This window comes from Mesorhizobium sp. M0152 (assembly GCF_040322415.1).
Lineage (GTDB): Bacteria > Pseudomonadota > Alphaproteobacteria > Rhizobiales > Rhizobiaceae > Mesorhizobium.
On record NZ_JAMYTH010000027.1, the window covers coordinates 48,938 to 66,364 of the forward strand.

General features: G+C 62.5%; 18 protein-coding genes. 15 read left to right on the forward strand and 3 right to left on the reverse strand.

The features are described from left to right. Positions 1-53 precede the first annotated feature (53 nt). The 9 genes from NKJ26_RS23695 (at position 54) to NKJ26_RS23735 (ending at position 9,849) form a co-directional block, all read left to right on the forward strand. Entirely contained in the window at positions 54-1,295 is a 1,242-nt protein-coding gene (locus NKJ26_RS23695; RefSeq protein ID WP_352697493.1) for a phosphopentomutase, read from the forward strand. Next, on the forward strand, positions 1,288-2,178 hold the full coding sequence (gene mutM, locus NKJ26_RS23700) for a bifunctional DNA-formamidopyrimidine glycosylase/DNA-(apurinic or apyrimidinic site) lyase (protein WP_352697495.1): 891 nt from the start codon (positions 1,288-1,290) through the stop codon (positions 2,176-2,178). Before NKJ26_RS23695 ends, mutM begins: the two co-directional genes overlap by 8 nt. Positions 2,179-2,210: 32 nt before the next feature. After that, on the forward strand, positions 2,211-2,984 hold the full coding sequence (locus tag NKJ26_RS23705; protein ID WP_352697497.1) for an enoyl-CoA hydratase: 774 nt from the start codon (positions 2,211-2,213) through the stop codon (positions 2,982-2,984). Positions 2,985-3,164: 180 nt separating this feature from the next. After that, positions 3,165-3,431: a 30S ribosomal protein S20 gene (gene rpsT / locus NKJ26_RS23710; RefSeq protein ID WP_027026587.1), complete on the forward strand. Its 267-nt coding sequence runs from the start codon at positions 3,165-3,167 to the stop codon at positions 3,429-3,431. A gap of 847 nt (positions 3,432-4,278) precedes the next feature. Then, complete coding sequence (gene dnaA, locus NKJ26_RS23715; RefSeq protein ID WP_352605620.1) at positions 4,279-5,826, forward strand: chromosomal replication initiator protein DnaA; 1,548 nt, start codon at positions 4,279-4,281, stop codon at positions 5,824-5,826. 305 nt (positions 5,827-6,131) lie between these two features. Then, entirely contained in the window at positions 6,132-7,250 is a 1,119-nt protein-coding gene (gene dnaN / locus NKJ26_RS23720; protein WP_027026589.1) for a DNA polymerase III subunit beta, read from the forward strand. Positions 7,251-7,427: 177 nt separating this feature from the next. Beyond that, on the forward strand, positions 7,428-8,573 hold the full coding sequence (gene recF, locus NKJ26_RS23725) for a DNA replication/repair protein RecF (protein WP_352697500.1): 1,146 nt from the start codon (positions 7,428-7,430) through the stop codon (positions 8,571-8,573). Between the two features lie 31 nt (positions 8,574-8,604). Continuing rightward, positions 8,605-9,357 (forward strand): molybdopterin-synthase adenylyltransferase MoeB, encoded by a 753-nt coding sequence (locus NKJ26_RS23730; protein WP_352697502.1) that lies wholly within the window; start codon positions 8,605-8,607, stop codon positions 9,355-9,357. Between the two features lie 3 nt (positions 9,358-9,360). Continuing rightward, on the forward strand, positions 9,361-9,849 hold the full coding sequence (locus NKJ26_RS23735) for a GNAT family N-acetyltransferase (RefSeq protein WP_352697504.1): 489 nt from the start codon (positions 9,361-9,363) through the stop codon (positions 9,847-9,849). A gap of 132 nt (positions 9,850-9,981) precedes the next feature. Here the strand turns inward: NKJ26_RS23735 and NKJ26_RS23740 are convergent, their stop codons facing one another. Next, complete coding sequence (locus NKJ26_RS23740) at positions 9,982-10,983, reverse strand: 2-hydroxyacid dehydrogenase (RefSeq protein WP_352697506.1); 1,002 nt, start codon at positions 10,981-10,983, stop codon at positions 9,982-9,984. Between the two features lie 147 nt (positions 10,984-11,130). On the opposite strand from NKJ26_RS23740, the gene NKJ26_RS23745 reads away from it, so the two are divergent. Together NKJ26_RS23745 and NKJ26_RS23750 are read left to right on the forward strand one after the other, a co-directional pair. Continuing rightward, positions 11,131-11,691, forward strand: coding sequence for an SH3 domain-containing protein (locus NKJ26_RS23745; RefSeq protein ID WP_352697508.1), 561 nt, complete (start codon positions 11,131-11,133; stop codon positions 11,689-11,691). Between the two features lie 79 nt (positions 11,692-11,770). After that, positions 11,771-11,944 (forward strand): hypothetical protein, encoded by a 174-nt coding sequence (locus NKJ26_RS23750; protein WP_352605633.1) that lies wholly within the window; start codon positions 11,771-11,773, stop codon positions 11,942-11,944. Between the two features lie 44 nt (positions 11,945-11,988). Here NKJ26_RS23750 and NKJ26_RS23755 read toward each other — a convergent pair whose 3' ends face one another. Continuing rightward, a complete protein-coding gene (locus tag NKJ26_RS23755; protein ID WP_352697510.1) occupies positions 11,989-12,348 on the reverse strand; it encodes a DUF4260 domain-containing protein in 360 nt (119 codons plus the stop codon). Between the two features lie 10 nt (positions 12,349-12,358). Continuing rightward, the gene (gene irrA / locus NKJ26_RS23760) at positions 12,359-12,790 is read right to left on the reverse strand and encodes an iron response transcriptional regulator IrrA (RefSeq protein WP_027026599.1); all 432 of its coding nucleotides are present in this window, start codon (positions 12,788-12,790) and stop codon (positions 12,359-12,361) included. A gap of 243 nt (positions 12,791-13,033) precedes the next feature. On the opposite strand from irrA, the gene fabA reads away from it, so the two are divergent. The 4 genes from fabA (at position 13,034) to NKJ26_RS23780 (ending at position 17,416) form a co-directional block, all read left to right on the forward strand. Beyond that, complete coding sequence (gene fabA, locus NKJ26_RS23765) at positions 13,034-13,552, forward strand: 3-hydroxyacyl-[acyl-carrier-protein] dehydratase FabA (RefSeq protein WP_352605637.1); 519 nt, start codon at positions 13,034-13,036, stop codon at positions 13,550-13,552. A gap of 49 nt (positions 13,553-13,601) precedes the next feature. Next, positions 13,602-14,822, forward strand: a complete 1,221-nt coding sequence (gene fabB, locus NKJ26_RS23770; protein WP_352697513.1) for a beta-ketoacyl-ACP synthase I — start codon at positions 13,602-13,604, stop codon at positions 14,820-14,822. A 32-nt stretch (positions 14,823-14,854) separates the two neighbouring features. Next, positions 14,855-15,667, forward strand: coding sequence for an enoyl-ACP reductase FabI (gene fabI, locus NKJ26_RS23775; RefSeq protein ID WP_352605641.1), 813 nt, complete (start codon positions 14,855-14,857; stop codon positions 15,665-15,667). Positions 15,668-15,871: 204 nt separating this feature from the next. Further along, complete coding sequence (locus NKJ26_RS23780; RefSeq protein WP_352697515.1) at positions 15,872-17,416, forward strand: putative bifunctional diguanylate cyclase/phosphodiesterase; 1,545 nt, start codon at positions 15,872-15,874, stop codon at positions 17,414-17,416. Positions 17,417-17,427 lie beyond the last annotated feature (11 nt).

Here is a 17,427-nt window from a genome sequence, read left to right on the forward strand (position 1 = left end):
AATGCCGCCGTGGAACCCTATGTCTGGATATCCAACCTGGCAACAATGACCCAATGGCGCGTGCTTTCCTCTTCGTCCTGGATTCCTTCGGCATCGGCGGCGCGGCCGACGCCGACCGCTACGGCGACACCGGAGCCAACACCTTCGCGCATATCACCGAGGCCTGCGCAGAGGGCCGCGCGGATCGCGAAGGGCTTCGTCAAGGGCCGCTGTTCGTTCCCCATATGGCCTCGCTCGGATTGGGCGAGGCCGCAGAGACAGCGACGGGGCTGGGCTTCGCCAGCACCGGGACGGATCTGCTCGCCAATGCCTTCCACGGCGCGGCGCAGGAAGTTTCGAGCGGCAAAGACACCCCGTCCGGGCACTGGGAGATCGCCGCCCTGCCGGTGCGCTTCGACTGGGGCTATTTCCCGGACACGGTTCCCGCCTTTCCAGCAGAGTTGACCGAGGCGATCATCGGCGAGGGCAAGGTGCCCGGCATTCTCGGCAATTGCCATGCGCCTGGCACCGAGATCATCGAGCGGTTCGGCGAGGAACACATCCGCACTGGCGAACCTATCTGCTACACGTCGGTCGATTCGGTTCTGCAGATCGCCGCGCACGAAGTCCATTTCGGCCTGGAGCGGCTCTATAAACTTTGCAAGGTGGTGCGCAGGCTGGTCGATCCGCTGAAGATCGGGCGAGTGATCGCGCGGCCTTTCGTCGGCGAAACCAGCGCTACTTTCGAGCGAACGCATAATCGCCGCGACTATGCCGTGCCGCCGCCGGAGCCGACCCTGCTCGACCGGCTGACCGCGCGAGGAAGCCGCGTCATTGCCATCGGCAAGATCGGCGACATCTTCGCCCATCGCGGGATTTCGGAAGTTCGCAAGGCGGCGGGCAACATGGCCATGTTCGACAGGGCGCTTGGCGCGATGGACGACGCAGGCGACGGCGATCTCGTCTTCGCCAATTTCGTCGATTTCGACACCGAATTCGGCCATCGCCGCGATGTTGCAGGCTACGCCGCCGCGCTCGAGGCTTTCGACCGGCGGCTGCCCGAGGCATTCGCAAGGCTGAGGCAGGGCGATCTTCTCATATTGACGGCCGATCACGGCAATGACCCGACCTGGCGCGGAACCGATCATACGCGGGAGCGGATCCCGGTGATCGGCACCGGACCCGGTTTCAAAGGCGGCGACATCGGGCTGAGGACAACATTCGCCGATATCGGCGAGACCGTGGCCGAGCACCTCGGACTGGCGCGCGGTCGCCATGGCACTTCTTTCTACCCGGCGATCGGCGGCCATGCCTGAATTGCCCGAAGTTGAAACGGTCCGGCGCGGGCTGCAGCCGGTTCTGGAAGGTGCCCGCCTTACCAGGGTCGAGGCGCGACGGCCCGATCTTCGCTTTCCGTTTCCCGACCGGTTTTCGGAGCGGCTGAGCGGCAGGACGGTCACGGCGCTTGGCCGCCGGGCCAAATATCTGACCATGCACGTTCAAGACGGCCCGGTGCTGATCTGCCATCTGGGCATGTCGGGCTCCTTTCGCATCGAGAGCGACGACGACAGCGAGATACCAGGCGCGTTCCAGCACGAACGCTCGAAAAGCACGACGCACGACCATGTCGTGTTCCATGTCGAAACCGCGGCCGGAGCCCGATCTCGGGTGATCTTCAACGACCCGCGCCGCTTCGGCTTCATGCTGTTTTCGGAGGGGCTGGCGGAATCCCATCCTATGTTGGCCGGCCTGGGCGTCGAGCCTACGGGCAATGCGCTGGACGGAGTGCTGCTCGCCTCGCTGCTGAGAGGCCGGAGATCGCCGCTGAAGGCAGCACTTCTCGACCAGCGGCTGATCGCCGGGCTCGGCAATATCTATGTGTCGGAGGCGCTTTGGCGCGCCGGGCTGTCGCCATTGCGCGAGGCGGGCACGATCGCCAAGGCTGGCAAGAAGGCCAGGGAGCAAAGCGAACGCCTCGCCGAGGCAATCCGCTCGGTCATCGCCGACGCCATCGAAGCCGGCGGGTCTTCGCTGCGCGACTACGTGCAGACCGACGGATCGCTTGGTTATTTCCAACATTCCTTCGCCGTCTACGACCGCGAGGGCGGCCCTTGCCCTAAGCCCGGCTGCGGCGGTCACATCGAGCGCGTCGTGCAGAGCGGACGCTCGACCTTTTATTGCCGCACGTGCCAGGCCTAGGTTGGACCGAAGTCGAGCGAGGAGAAGCAGCTATGGCCTACGAAACGATCATCATCGAGACGCGCGGCAAGGTCGGGCTGATCACCCTGAACCGGCCAAGGGCGCTCAATGCGCTGAATTCCCAGGTGCTGGCCGAGCTGGTCGCCGCGGTGCAGGATTTCAGCGCCGATGCAGGCATAGGCGCCATGGTCGTGACCGGCTCCGAAAAGGCGTTCGCCGCCGGCGCCGACATCAAGGAGATGCAGGCGATCTCCTATGTCGACGCTTACAGCCAGGACTTCTTCGTCGGCTGGGAAGAGTTTACGCGAGTGCGGAAGCCTGTCATCGCGGCGGTGGCCGGCTATGCTCTGGGCGGCGGGTGCGAACTGGCGATGATGTGCGATTTCATCATTGCCGCAGACACGGCGAAATTCGGCCAGCCCGAAATCACGCTTGGCGTCATTCCCGGCATGGGCGGGTCGCAACGCCTGACCCGTTTCGTCGGCAAGTCCAAGGCGATGGACATGTGCCTGACCGGACGCATGATGGATGCCGCGGAAGCCGAGCGTTCGGGCCTGGTGTCGCGAGTCGTGCCTGCCGGCGAGCTCGTCGAGGAGGCCGTGAGGGTGGCGGCCAAGATCGCCGATCTCTCACTGCCATCGGTGATGATGGCGAAGGAAGCCGTCAACCGCTCCTATGAAACGACGCTTGCCGAGGGACTGCGGTTCGAACGCCGGCTGTTTCACTCGCTTTTCGCGCTCGAAGACCAGAAGGAAGGCATGGCGGCCTTCGTCGAAAAACGGAAGCCCAACTTCACCAACCGGTAGAGCGCCACCGGCTGGCGCGTGAAACCCGTCGCGCCAGCCAAAAAGAACGCCGGGCAGCGTTGACGCGCCGGAAAAGCTGAACTATAAGCCCCACCAACCGAGGCGGCCCCGTGGCTGCCCGTTTGTTTTTTGCGCCCTGCGGCATGCCGCATGCGCCGACCAGATCAGAAGAGAGGCATCATGGCCAATACATCCTCGGCCAAAAAGGCTACGCGCAAGATCGCCCGCCGCGCGGCGATCAACAAGAACCGCCGGTCGCGTGTCCGCACCTATGTGCGCCAGGTCGAGGAGGCACTCGCCTCCGGCGACAAGGCTGCCGCACAGGCCGCTTTCAAGGCCGCGGAGCCCGAGTTGATGCGCGCCGCGACCAAAGGCGTGATCCACAAGAACACTGCCTCCCGCAAAGTGTCGCGCCTCGCACAGCGTCTAAAAGTGCTGTCGGCCTGACATCCACTTCAGATTGATCTTCTTCGAACCCGGCCTATCGCGCCGGGTTTTTTCGTTTGCCGGCAAGTACTTAAAAAGAATACTCGGAAATAGCGTCGAACGCGGATTTCGCGGTTCGAAATGCTTTGCCGGCATATGTGTGCCGGCTGTTGGTCGACAGACATGAAAACGGCCGACCAAAAGACTCTCTGCCCTCAGAGATAATTGTTTTTTTTCAAATAGTTACAGACGGTCGTCCACAGCTTGTTCACATAGCCGCGAAGCGATGGGGGACAATTGGCTGTCAAGCGAATTATTTCAGAAAATTTCACGCCAGCCCGGCTTTTTCATATTCGCCGGAAAAGGGTTTGAATCACAATGGCTTTGTCAAAATACATCGTTGCGGCATGGCGGTCCGATCTGGCTACGCTAACCAGATTCCTTAAAAATCCGTTAGAGGTGGCCTTGCCCTATCCACAGCGATTTCGGTAATGTCGATCCATCGAAAGGGACGGGCCTCCAGCCCATAACCCAGCCTGAATCGGGCCAGCTTAAATCGGCGGGATTTGCGACGCGGATCAAGTCCGTGGACGGGTTGGTTTGCTCTTTTTCGGTACGGTAGGGGACTGGCGTAACTAGACATGGCAGCTCGACAGCGCGCCGGCGTTTTCGCCGGACGGTGTTGTATTGCCTGACATACCCAACGCGGACTGGCTTCATAGGCCGGCACCGGTTCTCCCTGGATAATGGGCGATGTTCATGTGCCGGCGGCGGCAACCGGGCATCGTAGCGAAGCGCAGTCGCCGGAACACGGATGCAGGAGGCGCATCCCCGGCGGAAAACAGGTACAAAGATAAGGAACTCGATCATGCAGAGCGGCGGCATCGAAAGGGAGCTCACAAGCGAACTCCCATTTCCAGGAAATCTGATCGGAGCAAGCGACATGGCGGCTTCCAGCGACGCGGAGCAGAAATTCGACCGGGTCAAGGCCCAGTTGAAGGCGCGGCTGGGAACCGAAGTCTATTCAAGCTGGTTCGGACGCATGAAGGTCGCGGAGGCTTCCAAGGGCATCGTCCGTATCTCGGTGCCGACCGCTTTCCTGCGCTCGTGGATCAACGGCCATTATCACGACCTCATCTCCGAGCTGTGGAAGCATGAGGACCCCGAAATCCTGAAGATCGAGATCGTGGTGCGCACGGCCACCCGCCAGGGGCGCAGCCATGTAGAGCCGGAACTGGCCCCGGCGCGCAAGATGACGCGGCAGACGCAAACAGCCCTCGCCGCTGGCACTGTAAGCCCCGGCAGGGTGGAGCGATCCCCAGCGCCACGGCCGGGCGCCGCGGTCGAGAGCGAGTTCCGGCACAATGTGCTCGGTTCGCCGCTCGATCCGCGCTATACATTCGGCTCCTTCATCGAGGGCCCGTCGAACCGGGTAGCCTTCGCCGCCGCCAGGGCCGTCGCTGAATCGCAATCGAGCGCGGTGCGCTTCAATCCGCTTTTCCTGCACGCCACCGTCGGGCTCGGCAAGACACACTTGTTGCAGGCTATCGCCGCGGAATCGCTGAAGCAGAACCCCAAATCCCGCGTTGTCTATCTCACGGCGGAATATTTCATGTGGCGCTTCGCCACCGCGATCCGCGACAACAATGCGCTGACGCTCAAGGAGCAGTTGCGCGACATCGACCTGCTCATCATCGACGACATGCAGTTCCTGCAGGGCAAGTCGATCCAGCACGAATTCTGCCACCTGATCAACATGTTGCTCGACAGTGCCAAGCAAGTGGTCGTTGCCGCCGACCGGCCGCCGTCGGAACTGGAATCGCTCGAACCGCGGGTCCGCTCGCGTCTCAATGGCGGCGTCGCGCTCGAAATGTCGGCGCCCGATTTCGCCATGCGCCTCGGCATGCTTAAACTGCGCCTCGCCACCGCCAGGGCCGACGACGCATCGCTCGATATTTCGGAGGAAATCCTCAACCACGTCGCCCGCACAGTGACCGGCAGCGGACGCGAATTGGAAGGCGCCTTCAATCAGCTGCTGTTTCGCCAGTCTTTCGAGCCGCAGATCACCATCGACCGCATCGACGAGATCCTCGGCCACATCTATCGCACGGGCGAACCGAAGCGGGTGCGTATCGAGGATATCCAGCGCATCGTCGCGCGCCACTACAATGTGTCGAAGACCGAATTGCTGTCCAACCGGCGCACGCGCACCATCGTCAAGCCACGGCAGGTCGCCATGTACCTGTCGAAGGTGATGACGCCGCGATCCTTGCCCGAGATCGGGCGGCGCTTCGGCGGCCGCGACCACACCACGGTGCTGCATGCCGTGCGCAAGATCGAGGATCTTTCCGGCAACGACAACACGCTGGCACAGGAACTCGAGCTGTTGAGGCGGCTGATCAACGACCAGGCCTGACCAGTTCGGCACGGGCAAGCCAGAACACCATTGGAATTCAATGGCTTGCCTGTCCGGCCATAGGCCCAAAACCGGCCGGTTGCGCTGCTTGGCGGCGATCCGGATTTCGGATTCATGCGATGGGTTCAGGGACTTCGCCGCCTTTATCCCCAGAAAGCCTCCGCCGCCGGCCCGAACCGGCGGCGCGGGCTTGCGTTTGCTGGTTTTTTCCTGTCAGTTTGGGTAGATTCTGAGCCTATTCAGACGTTTCGCGGGGCGCCGCCAGCCGGGGACCCGCTCATTCTTTCAAGCGAGCCTGTTTCGTCATGCGTGTTATCCTGGAACGGTCAAATCTCCTGAAATCGCTCAACCACGTCCACCGCGTGGTCGAACGGCGAAACACCATACCGATCCTGTCCAACGTGCTGCTCAGCGCCGAGGGCGCCAGTCTCGAAATGAAGGCCACCGACCTCGATCTCGAGGTGACGGAAGCAACGCCCGCCAAGGTCGAGCGCGGCGGCGCGACCACGGTTCCGGCGCACCTTCTCTACGACATCGTGCGCAAGCTCTCGGATGGCGCCGAGGTGATGCTGAAGACGGACGAGGACGGCAATGCCATGACGGTGACGTCCGGCCGCTCGAGCTTCCGGCTGCAATGCCTGCCGCAATCCGACTTCCCCGAGCTTTCGGCCGGGTCTTTCTCGCATATATTCCGCCTCGACTCGGTTGCCCTGAGGGGCCTGATCGAGAAGACCCAGTTCGCCATCTCCACCGAGGAGACGCGTTATTACCTGAACGGCATCTACCTGCACACGCATGAGGTCGGCGGCAAGCTGAAGCTGCGTTCGGTGGCGACGGACGGCCATCGTCTGGCGCGCGCCGAGATCGACGCGCCGGCGGGCTCCGAGGGCATGCCGGGCATCATCATTCCACGCAAGACGGTAAGCGAGCTGCAGAAGCTGGTCGATGATCCGGACGTTGCCGTCACCACCGAATTGTCGGATACCAAGATCCGCTTCACCATCGGCAGTGTCGTCCTGACCTCAAAGCTGATCGACGGCACCTTCCCGGACTACCAGCGGGTCATTCCGACCGGCAACGACAAGAAACTGATCATCGACCGCCAGAGCTTTGCCGCCGCTGTCGATCGCGTCTCGACCATTTCCTCCGAACGCGGACGGGCAGTGAAGCTGTCGATCAGCGAGGGTCAGGTGACACTTGCGGTCAACAATCCGGATTCGGGCAGCGCCACCGAGGAGCTTGCGGCCGACTATTCGGCCGACCCGATCGAGATCGGCTTCAACGCCAAATATCTGCTCGACGTTGCCGCGCAGTTGACCGGTTCGGAAGCCAAATTCATGCTGGCCGATGCCGGTTCGCCGACCCTTATCCATGACATGGCTGACGAAACCGCGCTCTATGTGCTGATGCCGATGCGGGTGTAGCCGTCGCGGCCTCATCATGTTCTGCCGCAGGACCGGCAGCGAGGACGATAATTTTTCGGTGACTTCCAGAGCAATCCAGGAAAAAGCGGTTTTCCGTCCCGAATTGCGTCAAAACAAAGAGATAGAACGGTTCTGCGTTTTCGTGAAACGAAGAGCCGGTCTATAGGCGGATAGCGGTTGCCGGCACAAACCTATATAAGTAAGTTAATACTTACAAACTTTCGCAACTACGCGACGTTGGCTATAGATCTTGCGCCGGGCGCCGTGATCTTTTCCGGCGACAACGGCGCAGGCAAGACAAATCTCCTCGAAGCGATTTCGTTTTTGACGCCAGGACGCGGCCTGCGCCGTGCTCCTTACGCCGACGTCGCGCGCGAGGGCGGCGACGGCGGCTTTGCCCTGCATGCTCGGCTCGATGGACCTGACGGCCAGGTCGAGATCGGCACCGGCGTTTCCGGCGGCGACAGTGCCGGCGAAGGCGGCCGGCGGGTGCGGATCAACGGGGCTCCGGCGCGTTCGGCCGAGGACATGCTGGAATGGCTGCGCGTGGTGTGGCTGACGCCGGCCATGGATGCATTGTTCACGGGACCGGCCGCGGATCGGCGGCGTTTTGTCGATCGGCTGGTGCTGGCGATCGATCCCGGCCATGGCCAGCGAGCGCTCGACTACGAGAAAGCGATGCGCGGCCGTAACCGGCTGCTGACGGAAGGCTCCCGGGACGATCGCTGGTTCGACGCGATCGAGACGCAGATGGCCGAAACCGGCGTCGCGATCGCCGCCGCGCGCGCCGAATTGGTGCGCCTTCTGGCCACCATGATCGACCGGCTGCCCGACAGCGGGCCGTTTCCGCAGGCCGACATCGGCCTTTCAGGCGATCTGGAGGCTGAGATCGTCACCGCCCCGGCGGTCGACGTCGAGGAGCGGTTCCGGCGGGCGCTTTCGGATGGCCGCGACCGCGACCGCGCTGCCGGACGCACGCTCGAAGGGCCGCATCGCTCGGATCTCGTGGTTCGGCATCGGCCCAAGGCGATGCCGGCCGAGCTCTGTTCGACAGGCGAGCAGAAAGCGCTGCTGGTCGCCATTGTGTTGTCCCATGCCAGGCTGACGGGCGAGATGTCGGGGATGACGCCGATCCTGCTGCTCGATGAGATCGCGGCACACCTCGACGGCGGACGGCGGGCGGCGCTGTTTTCGATCCTGGAGGAATTGAACTGCCAGGCTTTCATGACCGGAACCGATGCGGCGCTGTTTTCCAGTCTCAAGGGACGCGCGCAATTCCTAACCGTCGACCATGGTGCGGTTGGGCCAACCGAACACTCCTGACAAGCTTTTTCAGCCACTATATGGTCTGGCAATGACCCCTGCGCTCACCGCCGACGAGATCGAACGCTATGCCCGGCACATCGTGCTGCCCGAGGTCGGCGGCGCCGGTCAACAGAAGCTCAAGCAAGCGCGGGTTCTGGTCATCGGCGCCGGGGGGCTGGGCGCGCCGGTGCTGGAATATTTGGCCGCGGCCGGCGTCGGAACACTCGGCATCGTCGATGATGACGCAGTCTCGCTCTCCAACCTGCAGCGCCAGGTTATTCACGGAACCGATGCTGTCGGCATGCTGAAAACCGACAGCGCCAAGGCGGCAATCGCCCGGATCAATCCCAACACCAGTGTGGAAACGCACACATTCCGTCTGACCGAGGACAACGCCCCTGCCCTCATTGCCCGCTATGACATCGTCGTCGACGGTTCCGACAATTTCGAAACCCGCTATGCGGTGGCCGACGCCTGCGCGGGCGAACGCAAACCGCTGGTGCATGCCGCGGTCGGGCGCTTCGACGGCTCGGTGACCGTGCTAAAACCATTCGAGGACGGTAAGGACGGCAGCCCCAACCCGGGTTATCGCGATCTATTTCCGGAGCCACCGCCGCCGGGCATGGTGCCGTCCTGCGCCGAAGCCGGCGTGCTTGGCGCGCTGACCGGCGTCGTCGGCACGCTGCAAGCAATGGAAGCGATCAAGCTGATCACGGGTATCGGCGAGCCGCTGGTCGGCCGGCTACTGCTTTATGATGCGCTGAGCGCGCGTTTCGAAACGATCCGCTACAAGAGAACCTGACCAGTGGACAAGACCGAAACTGTCTCCATTGCCCGGATTCACGCCGATTTCGAGCGCTGGGACGACGTGCTCGCACTGATCCTGCTTGCCTTCGCCCCGATGGACGGCGTCATCGATCCTGCCTCCTCTGCGCACTTGCTCACCGCCGACGGTCTGCGCGACAAGGCCGGACGGGAAACCGGGTTCGTGGCCCTTGGCGGCGACAGGATCGTGGGCTGTGTCTTTGCTCTTGAAAGGATCGATAGTTTCTATGTCGGCAAGCTCGCCGTCGCGCCGGACCGTCAGGGACAGGGCATTGGCCGGCGTTTGATGCAGACCATCGAAGAGCTTGCGCTCAACCGCGGCAAACCCGCCATCGAGCTTCAGACGCGGATCGAGCTGACCGGGAATCATGCCGCCTTTGCCCGCCTCGGCTTCCACGAGACCAAGCGCACCGCGCATGAGGGCTACAGCAGGCCGACTTCGATAACCATGCGGAAGAGCCTTTCGTAAGCCTGAGCTTTCACTTGGAGCCTGCCCAGCATTGCGCTGCAATATAGCCGTCGCATCCCGATTGAATCGGGATAGGCTTTATCGAGAGCATGATCCCGAAGGCCGGTCCCATTTTTCGGGGCATGCGCTGCATCAGGTCCTGAGCGGCAGGACGCGGTCCGGCGGGCGGTGACCGTCGACGAAGGCGCGGATGTTGATGATGACCTTCTCGCCCATGTCGATGCGGCCCTCGAGAGTCGCCGAGCCCATATGCGGCAACAGCACGACCTTGCCCCGGCCAGCGAGCTTGAGCAGCTTGCTGTTCAGCGCCGGCTCGTGTTCGTAGACGTCGAGGCCGGCACCGGCGATCTTGCCGTCCTGGATCAGTTTGACCAGTGCTTCTTCGTCGATGATGTCGCCGCGCGCGGTGTTGACGATATAGGCCGTGGGCTGCAGCAGCGCCAGCCGCCGCGCCGAAAGCAGGTGGAAGGTCGCCGGAGTCGACGGACAATTGACCGAGATGATGTCCATTCGGGCCAGCATCTGGTCGAGGCTCTCCCAATAGGTCGCCTCCAGTTCGTCCTCGACAGCCGGCAGCACGCGATGGCGGTTGTGATAGTGGATCGACAGGCCGAAGGCCTTGGCCCGCCTGGCGACGGCGGTTCCGATGCGGCCCATGCCGACAATGCCGAGCCGCTTGCCCCAGATGCGCCGGCCAAGCATCCAGGTCGGCGACCAGCCGGCCCATTTCTTGTCGCCGGTGAGCACATTGGCGCCTTCCGCCAGCCGGCGCGGCACCGCCAGCATCAGCGCCATAGTCATGTCGGCGGTATCTTCGGTCAGCACGTTCGGCGTGTTGGTGACGGTGATGCCTCTCTTGGCCGCGGCCGCCACGTCGATCTTGTCGACGCCGTTGCCGAAATTGGCGATCAGCTTGAGATTGTCGCCGGCCTGGGCGATCAGCGCGGCGTCGATGTGGTCCGTCACCGTCGGCACCAGCACGTCGGCTTCCTTGACCGCCGCCACCAGTTCCGGCTGCGTCATCGGCCTGTCCTCGACATTCAGCCTTGCGTCGAACAGCTCGCGCATGCGGGTCTCGACCGGGTCCGGCAGCTTTCGCGTGATGACCACGAGAGGCTTCTTTTTGCCTGCCATTGTTTCCCTCGTTGAGACCTCTTTAACCAAGACCGGCGAAACTGGAGCCGGTCGCGGTAGCCGATTTACTCATGTAACAAGCGGTGCCGCCGAAGACAAAGAAAAAGGGGCGCCAGGGCCGGCAGGCCAGCGCCGAAAGGAACGAAAGTGTCTGGTTTCGCGTCGCTCCGCCTGACCCTCAGCGCAGCATTTCTCGGCGCTCTCCTTTATTCCCCGCATCTGGCCGCCCAGAGTGCGGCGGCACCCGCACAGAGCGCCGTGACGCTCGGGCCGAGCGGCTTGCCTCTGCCGCGATTCGTCAGCCTGAAATCCGGCCGCGTCAACTCGCGCGTCGGTCCGGGCGCCAATTACTCGGTCGACTGGATGTATATGAAGGCCGGCCTGCCCATGGAGATCGTCCAGGAGTTCGACACATGGCGCCGTGTGCGCGACGCGGACGGCTCGGAAGGCTGGATCAACCAATCGCTGCTTTCGGGCCGGCGCACCGCGATCATCGCGCCATGGCAGCGCGGCAAGGGTGCTCAGATCAATCTTCTCAAGAGTCCCGAAAAGGATGCCGGTGTGGTGGCGATCGTCGAGCCCGGCGTCATGGGCACGATCAAATCCTGCGACGGCCAGTGGTGCGAAATGACGCTCGACGGCCACACCGGCTGGCTCGCCCAGTCGGCGGTCTGGGGCGCCTATCCAGGCGAGCGGGTCAAGAACTGACCCTCAGCATCGAGAGCTTCGGAGGCACTCGGGATCGGATAGCGACCGGCCTGATCCCGGCGCCGTACCCGAAGCGCCGTTGAAGTTCCTGGTCAGCGAGCAAGCAGGCGGTGTAACGGTCCGAGCCTTGAATCCAATCTTGGTATTCTCGCCCTATCCACGGCTCTCGGACCTCGCCGAAGAACTGTTCGACGCGACGGAGCGAATGCTGCCGATGGTTTCCGCGACACCGGTTTCGACCGGCGGTATGTAGCGATGCAATGGGCGGTCTGGTCGCATGTACCAGATCGCTGTCACTTAGCTGCCGATGCGGCCGAGGTGGGTATCCTGGAAACCGGTTGAAAGCTTCAGGCCGTAGCCCAGCGCGCGGTCGATGGCGATGTGGACAATCCAGACCAGGGCAATGGCTGTCGCCATGGTGTTGCCGAAGATACCTCCGGCAAACGCGAGCAACAGCGGGAAAATCAGCACATGCAAGGCATTATAGGCTGCGGCACCGACGCGCGGCCCGGCGAGGTAGCCCAGCATCGACAGGTCCGGCGCCAGGATCAGCAATCCGAACAGCCACCAGGAAACGCCGACCGATCCATAGAATACGACTGCGGCCACGGCCACGATGGCCCATTCCAACCGGATCGCCAAATCGAGAGGTTTCATCGCTCGCCAGTCATTCAGGGCGTTTGGGGCGCAGCCTCACCACGATGTCGACATTGGCGATCTCCATTCCCTCCGGCGGCTCGGGCAGGTTGGTGATCGTGACCGGGCCGTTGGCGATGTCGAATATCCGGTTCTCGCCTTCGACATAGAAATGGTGATGATCGGAGGTGTTGGTGTCGAAATAGGTCTTCGCGCCCTCGACAGCGAGAATACGCAGCAGCCCCGCCTGGGTGAATTGGTGAAGGGCATTGTAGACGGTGGCCAGCGACACCGGCACGCCGGCGGCCACCGCCTCCTCGTGCAGTTCCTCGGCCGACAAATGGCGATCGCCCTTGGCGAAAAGCAGGTCGGCCAGCGCGATGCGCTGACGCGTCGGCCTCAGGCCGGCTTCACGAACCCGCTTGTCCACAGCGACATTTTCCTTCCGGCGGCCCCGGTCCATCTGGTCGTCCAAGCTCACAGTCCCGCTTCAAGATACGCCCAGAATGGCAAAAAAATGGATCTCTGCCAAAACCGGACCCCTGTCGACATATATTCTGTCGTCCGAACACGATCAATAGCGTGCATTGACCCGAGCAGACTGGCGGGTTAAGCGCAAACGCCGGTTTCCGGCCTGAAACAGATTGTGTTAGGACACCAACGACAAGGGCGCGCTACCGCCCGGGACAATAACGGGAAGAGATTGATGGCGGGTAACAAATCCAGCTACGACTACGACGAATTGCTGGCCTGCGCCCGCGGCGAGCTGTTCGGCCCAGGCAATGCCCAACTGCCTTATCCGCCGATGCTGATGTTCGACCGCATCACCGAAATCAGCGAGACGGGCGGCGCCTTCGACAAGGGCTTCATCCGCGCGGAATTCGACATCAAGCCGGACCTGTGGTTCTTTGCCTGCCATTTCATCGGCAATCCGATCATGCCGGGATGCCTCGGCCTCGACGCGCTGTGGCAATTGACCGGTTTCTATCTCGGCTGGCTCGGCGAACCGGGCAAGGGAATGGCGCTGTCGACCGGTGAGGTCAAGTTCAAGGGCATGGTCACGCCATCCGTCAAGAAGGTCGAGTACGGCGTGGATTTCAAGCGCGTGATGCGCGGCCGGCTGGTGCTGGGCATCGCCGATGGCTGGCTGAAGGCCGACGGCGAGCCCATATATGCGGCAACCGACCTCAAGGTCGGTCTGTCCAAGCAGTCGGCGGTCGCTTGACCGCAGTCCTGGCCGGTCCTCCGGCCAGCATCCCTGGAAGGAGTTGCGAATGAGACGTGTCGTAGTCACAGGCATCGGCATCGTGTCGTCGATCGGCAACAATGCCAATGAGGTGCAGACCTCGCTGCATGACGCCAGATCCGGCATCAGTTTCTCCGATTCCTTCGCCGAGCATGGCTTTCGCTGCCATGTCTGGGGCGCGCCGACACTCGATCCGACCGCCATGATCGACCGGCGCGCGATGCGTTTCCTGTCGCAGGGCGCAGCCTGGAACCACGTCGCCATGGACCAGGCGATCGCCGATGCGGGCCTCGGCGAAAACGACATCACCAATGAGCGCACCGGCATCGTCATGGGCTCGGGCGGCCCTTCCACCCGCACTATCGTCGAAGCGGCCGAAACCACGCTCAAGAATGGCAGTCCCAAGCGTATCGGCCCCTTCGCGGTTCCAAAGGCGATGTCGTCGACCGCGTCGGCCACGCTGGCCACCTGGTTCAAGATCCACGGCGTCAACTATTCGATCTCTTCGGCCTGTTCGACCTCGGCGCATTGCATCGGCAATGGCTACGAACTTATCCAGTGGGGCAAGCAGGACATGGTTTTTGCCGGCGGCCACGAGGATCTCGACTGGACGATGTCGGACCTGTTCGACGCTATGGGAGCGATGTCGTCGAAATTCAACGACCGGGCATCTTCCGCTTCGCGCGCGTATGACGCCGATCGCGACGGCTTCGTTATCGCCGGCGGGGCCGGCGTGCTGGTGCTGGAAGAGCTCGAGCACGCCAAGGCGCGCGGTGCCAAGATCTATGCCGAGATCGTCGGCTACGGCGCGACCTCGGACGGCTACGACATGGTTGCCCCTTCGGGCGAGGGCGCTGCGCGCTGCATGCGGCAGGCACTGTCGACCGTCACCACGCCGGTCGATTACATCAACACCCACGGCACCTCTACCCCGGTTGGGGATTCCAAGGAAATGGGTGCGATCCGCGAGGTGTTCGGCGAGAAGATGCCGTTCATCACCTCGACGAAATCGCTGACCGGCCATTCTCTGGGCGCTGCCGGCGTGCAGGAGTCCATCTATTCAATCCTGATGATGCAAGGCGGCTTCATCGGCGAAAGCGCCCATATCGAGACCCTCGATCCCGAATTCGAGGGCATGCCGATCGTGCGAAAGCGCATCGACGACGCCAGGATCGACACTGTTTTGTCGAATTCGTTCGGTTTCGGTGGCACCAACGCAACGCTGATTTTCCAGCGCTATTCCGCGTAAGACCAGCGTTTTTTGTATAAGGATTGGCGGCCATGGACGGATTGATGAAGGGCAAGCGCGGGCTTGTCATGGGGGTCGCCAACGATCATTCGATCGCCTGGGGCATCGCGCGGAAACTGTCCGAACAGGGGGCGGAACTCGCCTTCACCTATCAGGGTGACGCCTTCGGCCGCCGGGTCAAGCCCCTCGCCGACAAGGTCGGCGCCTCGCTGGTCGTGCCATGCGATGTCGAGGACAGCGCTTCGGTCGCAGCCACGTTCGAGACCTTGGGCACGGCTTGGGGCGGACTTGACTTCGTCGTCCATGCCATCGGCTTTTCCGACAAGAACGAGCTAAAGGGCCTCTACGCCGATACCAGCCGCGACAATTTCATCCGCACCATGGTTATCTCCTGCTATTCCTTCACCGAAATCGCCCGCCATGCCGCCGCGCTGATGAAGGACGGCGGCTCGATGATCACGCTGACCTATGCCGGTTCGGTTCGGGTCATGCCGAACTACAATGTTATGGGCGTCGCCAAGGCAGGGCTGGAAGCCAGCGTGCGCTACCTGGCCAACGACTATGGCCCGCGCGGCATCAGGGTGAACGGCATATCGGCGGGACCGGTGCGCACGCTTGCCGGCGCCGGCATCTCGGACGCGCGTCACATGTTCTCGTATCAGCAGCGTAACTCGCCGCTGCGCCGCACGGTGACAATCGACGAGGTCGGCGGCTCGGCGCTTTATCTGCTGTCCGATCTCGCCTCAGGCGTCACCGGCGAAATCCACTATGTCGATTCCGGTTATCACATCGTTTCGATGCCGACCCTCGACGAGTTGAAGCAGACGGACAGCGCGCGCGACTAAAGCCCGACGCCCCTGGACCGGATTCAGGCGAAAGGTTTCGTCCCAAACCGGGAATCACTGCTGGACGACACGCATCAGGACGCGCGGGGAAATATTCTTTTCTCCAGTAAAAAAATAATCCTTTCCGATAAAATTGGAAGCATTCGCGGAAACCCATTTTAAGGGGATATCCGCTACGAAGTCCCGCAGTTTGGGGACGTCTCAATGCCTTCCGTCAGCAACCCGAAGCGAACACCGGTGTTCCGACTGCTCACCATAGCAAGCTCGGGTATCGGCAGTTTCGTTCTCGGAATCTGGGGCCTGAAATACGGTCTCGGCGATGGCTTCACCGGCATACCGGCCGGCATGATGGTCGTGGTCATGGCCGCGCTTTGCGCGTTGGCGGCGTCGGTGGCGGCAATGTCCTTCTTCGCCGGCGTCGACGAATCTGCGGATTTTGTCTTCAACGAAACCCATTTCGACAAGCTGACTGGCCTTCTGGCGCGCCCGGCGATGGTCGGCAAGATCGCCGAGGCGGCATGCGCGACAAGCCGGACCGGGGAACCGGTGTTCCTGATCGACATAGACATCGACCGGTTCAAACAGATCAACGATGCGATCGGCTACAGCCAGGGCGATGAGCTGATCCGCGCCTTCACCAAACGGCTGCAGACATGCATGCCAGAGCGCGCGCTGATCGGACGCATCGGCGCCGGCGAATTCGCGGTGCTGCTCCCGGACCATCAGATCCGGGGGACGATAGAAAGCATAATCGAGAGGCTCATCGACGAGATGATGGAGCCTTACGAGCTCAGCAGCCACCAGCAATCGGTGAGCCTGTCGGTGGGAATCGTGGCTATGCCCAAGGACGGCGTCGATCCCATCCTGATCCTGCGCCGCTCCAACCTGGCGCTGCAGAACGCGCGCGCCCGCGGGGTCGGCAATTGGTCGGTCTTCGATGGCGAGATGGGCCGCGTGGCCGATTATCGCCAATGGGTCGAATCCGAGCTGCACACCGCCTTCGAACGCGGCGACTTCGATCTTCACTATCAGCCGCAACTCGACCTGCCGACCGGCCGTATCGTCGGCTACGAAGCACTGATCCGCTGGAACCATCCCGAACGCGGCATGATCCCGCCCATGGAGTTCATCCCGATCGCCGAGGAGACGGGCATGATCAACCCGATCGGCGAATGGGTTCTGCGCAGGGCCTGCAGCGACGCCCGCCATTTGCCGGACGACTGCTTCGTCGCCGTCAACATCTCGCCGGTCCAGTTCATGACAAAGGATTTCATCGGCACCGTGCGCGACACGATGACGGCCACAGGCATCAAGCCGTCGCGGCTGGAGTTGGAAGTCACCGAGACGGCGATGATGCAGGATCGTGACCGTGCCGCCGCCATTCTGAAACAGCTTGCCGAGATGGGCATCTCCGTTGCCGTCGATGATTTCGGCACCGGCTATTCCAATCTGAGCTACCTGATCGACTTCTCGTTCGGCAAGCTGAAGATCGACCGCTCCTTCGTCAGCCGCATCGATACCGATTCCAGCTCCGGCGCGGTCGTCTCGTCCATTGTCGGGCTTTCTCGCGCGCTCGGCGTCAGTATCATTGCCGAAGGCGTCGAGACCGAGAGCCAGGCGACGCTGCTTCGGGCAGCCGGCTGCGAAGTGGTGCAGGGCTACCTGTTCGGGCGGCCGGCGCCGCTCAAGATCGGGGGCGAGGCTGGGCCAGTTGCCGAAGCCACGCGCCGCGTCGGCAATCTGCACTGAGATCAGGCGGC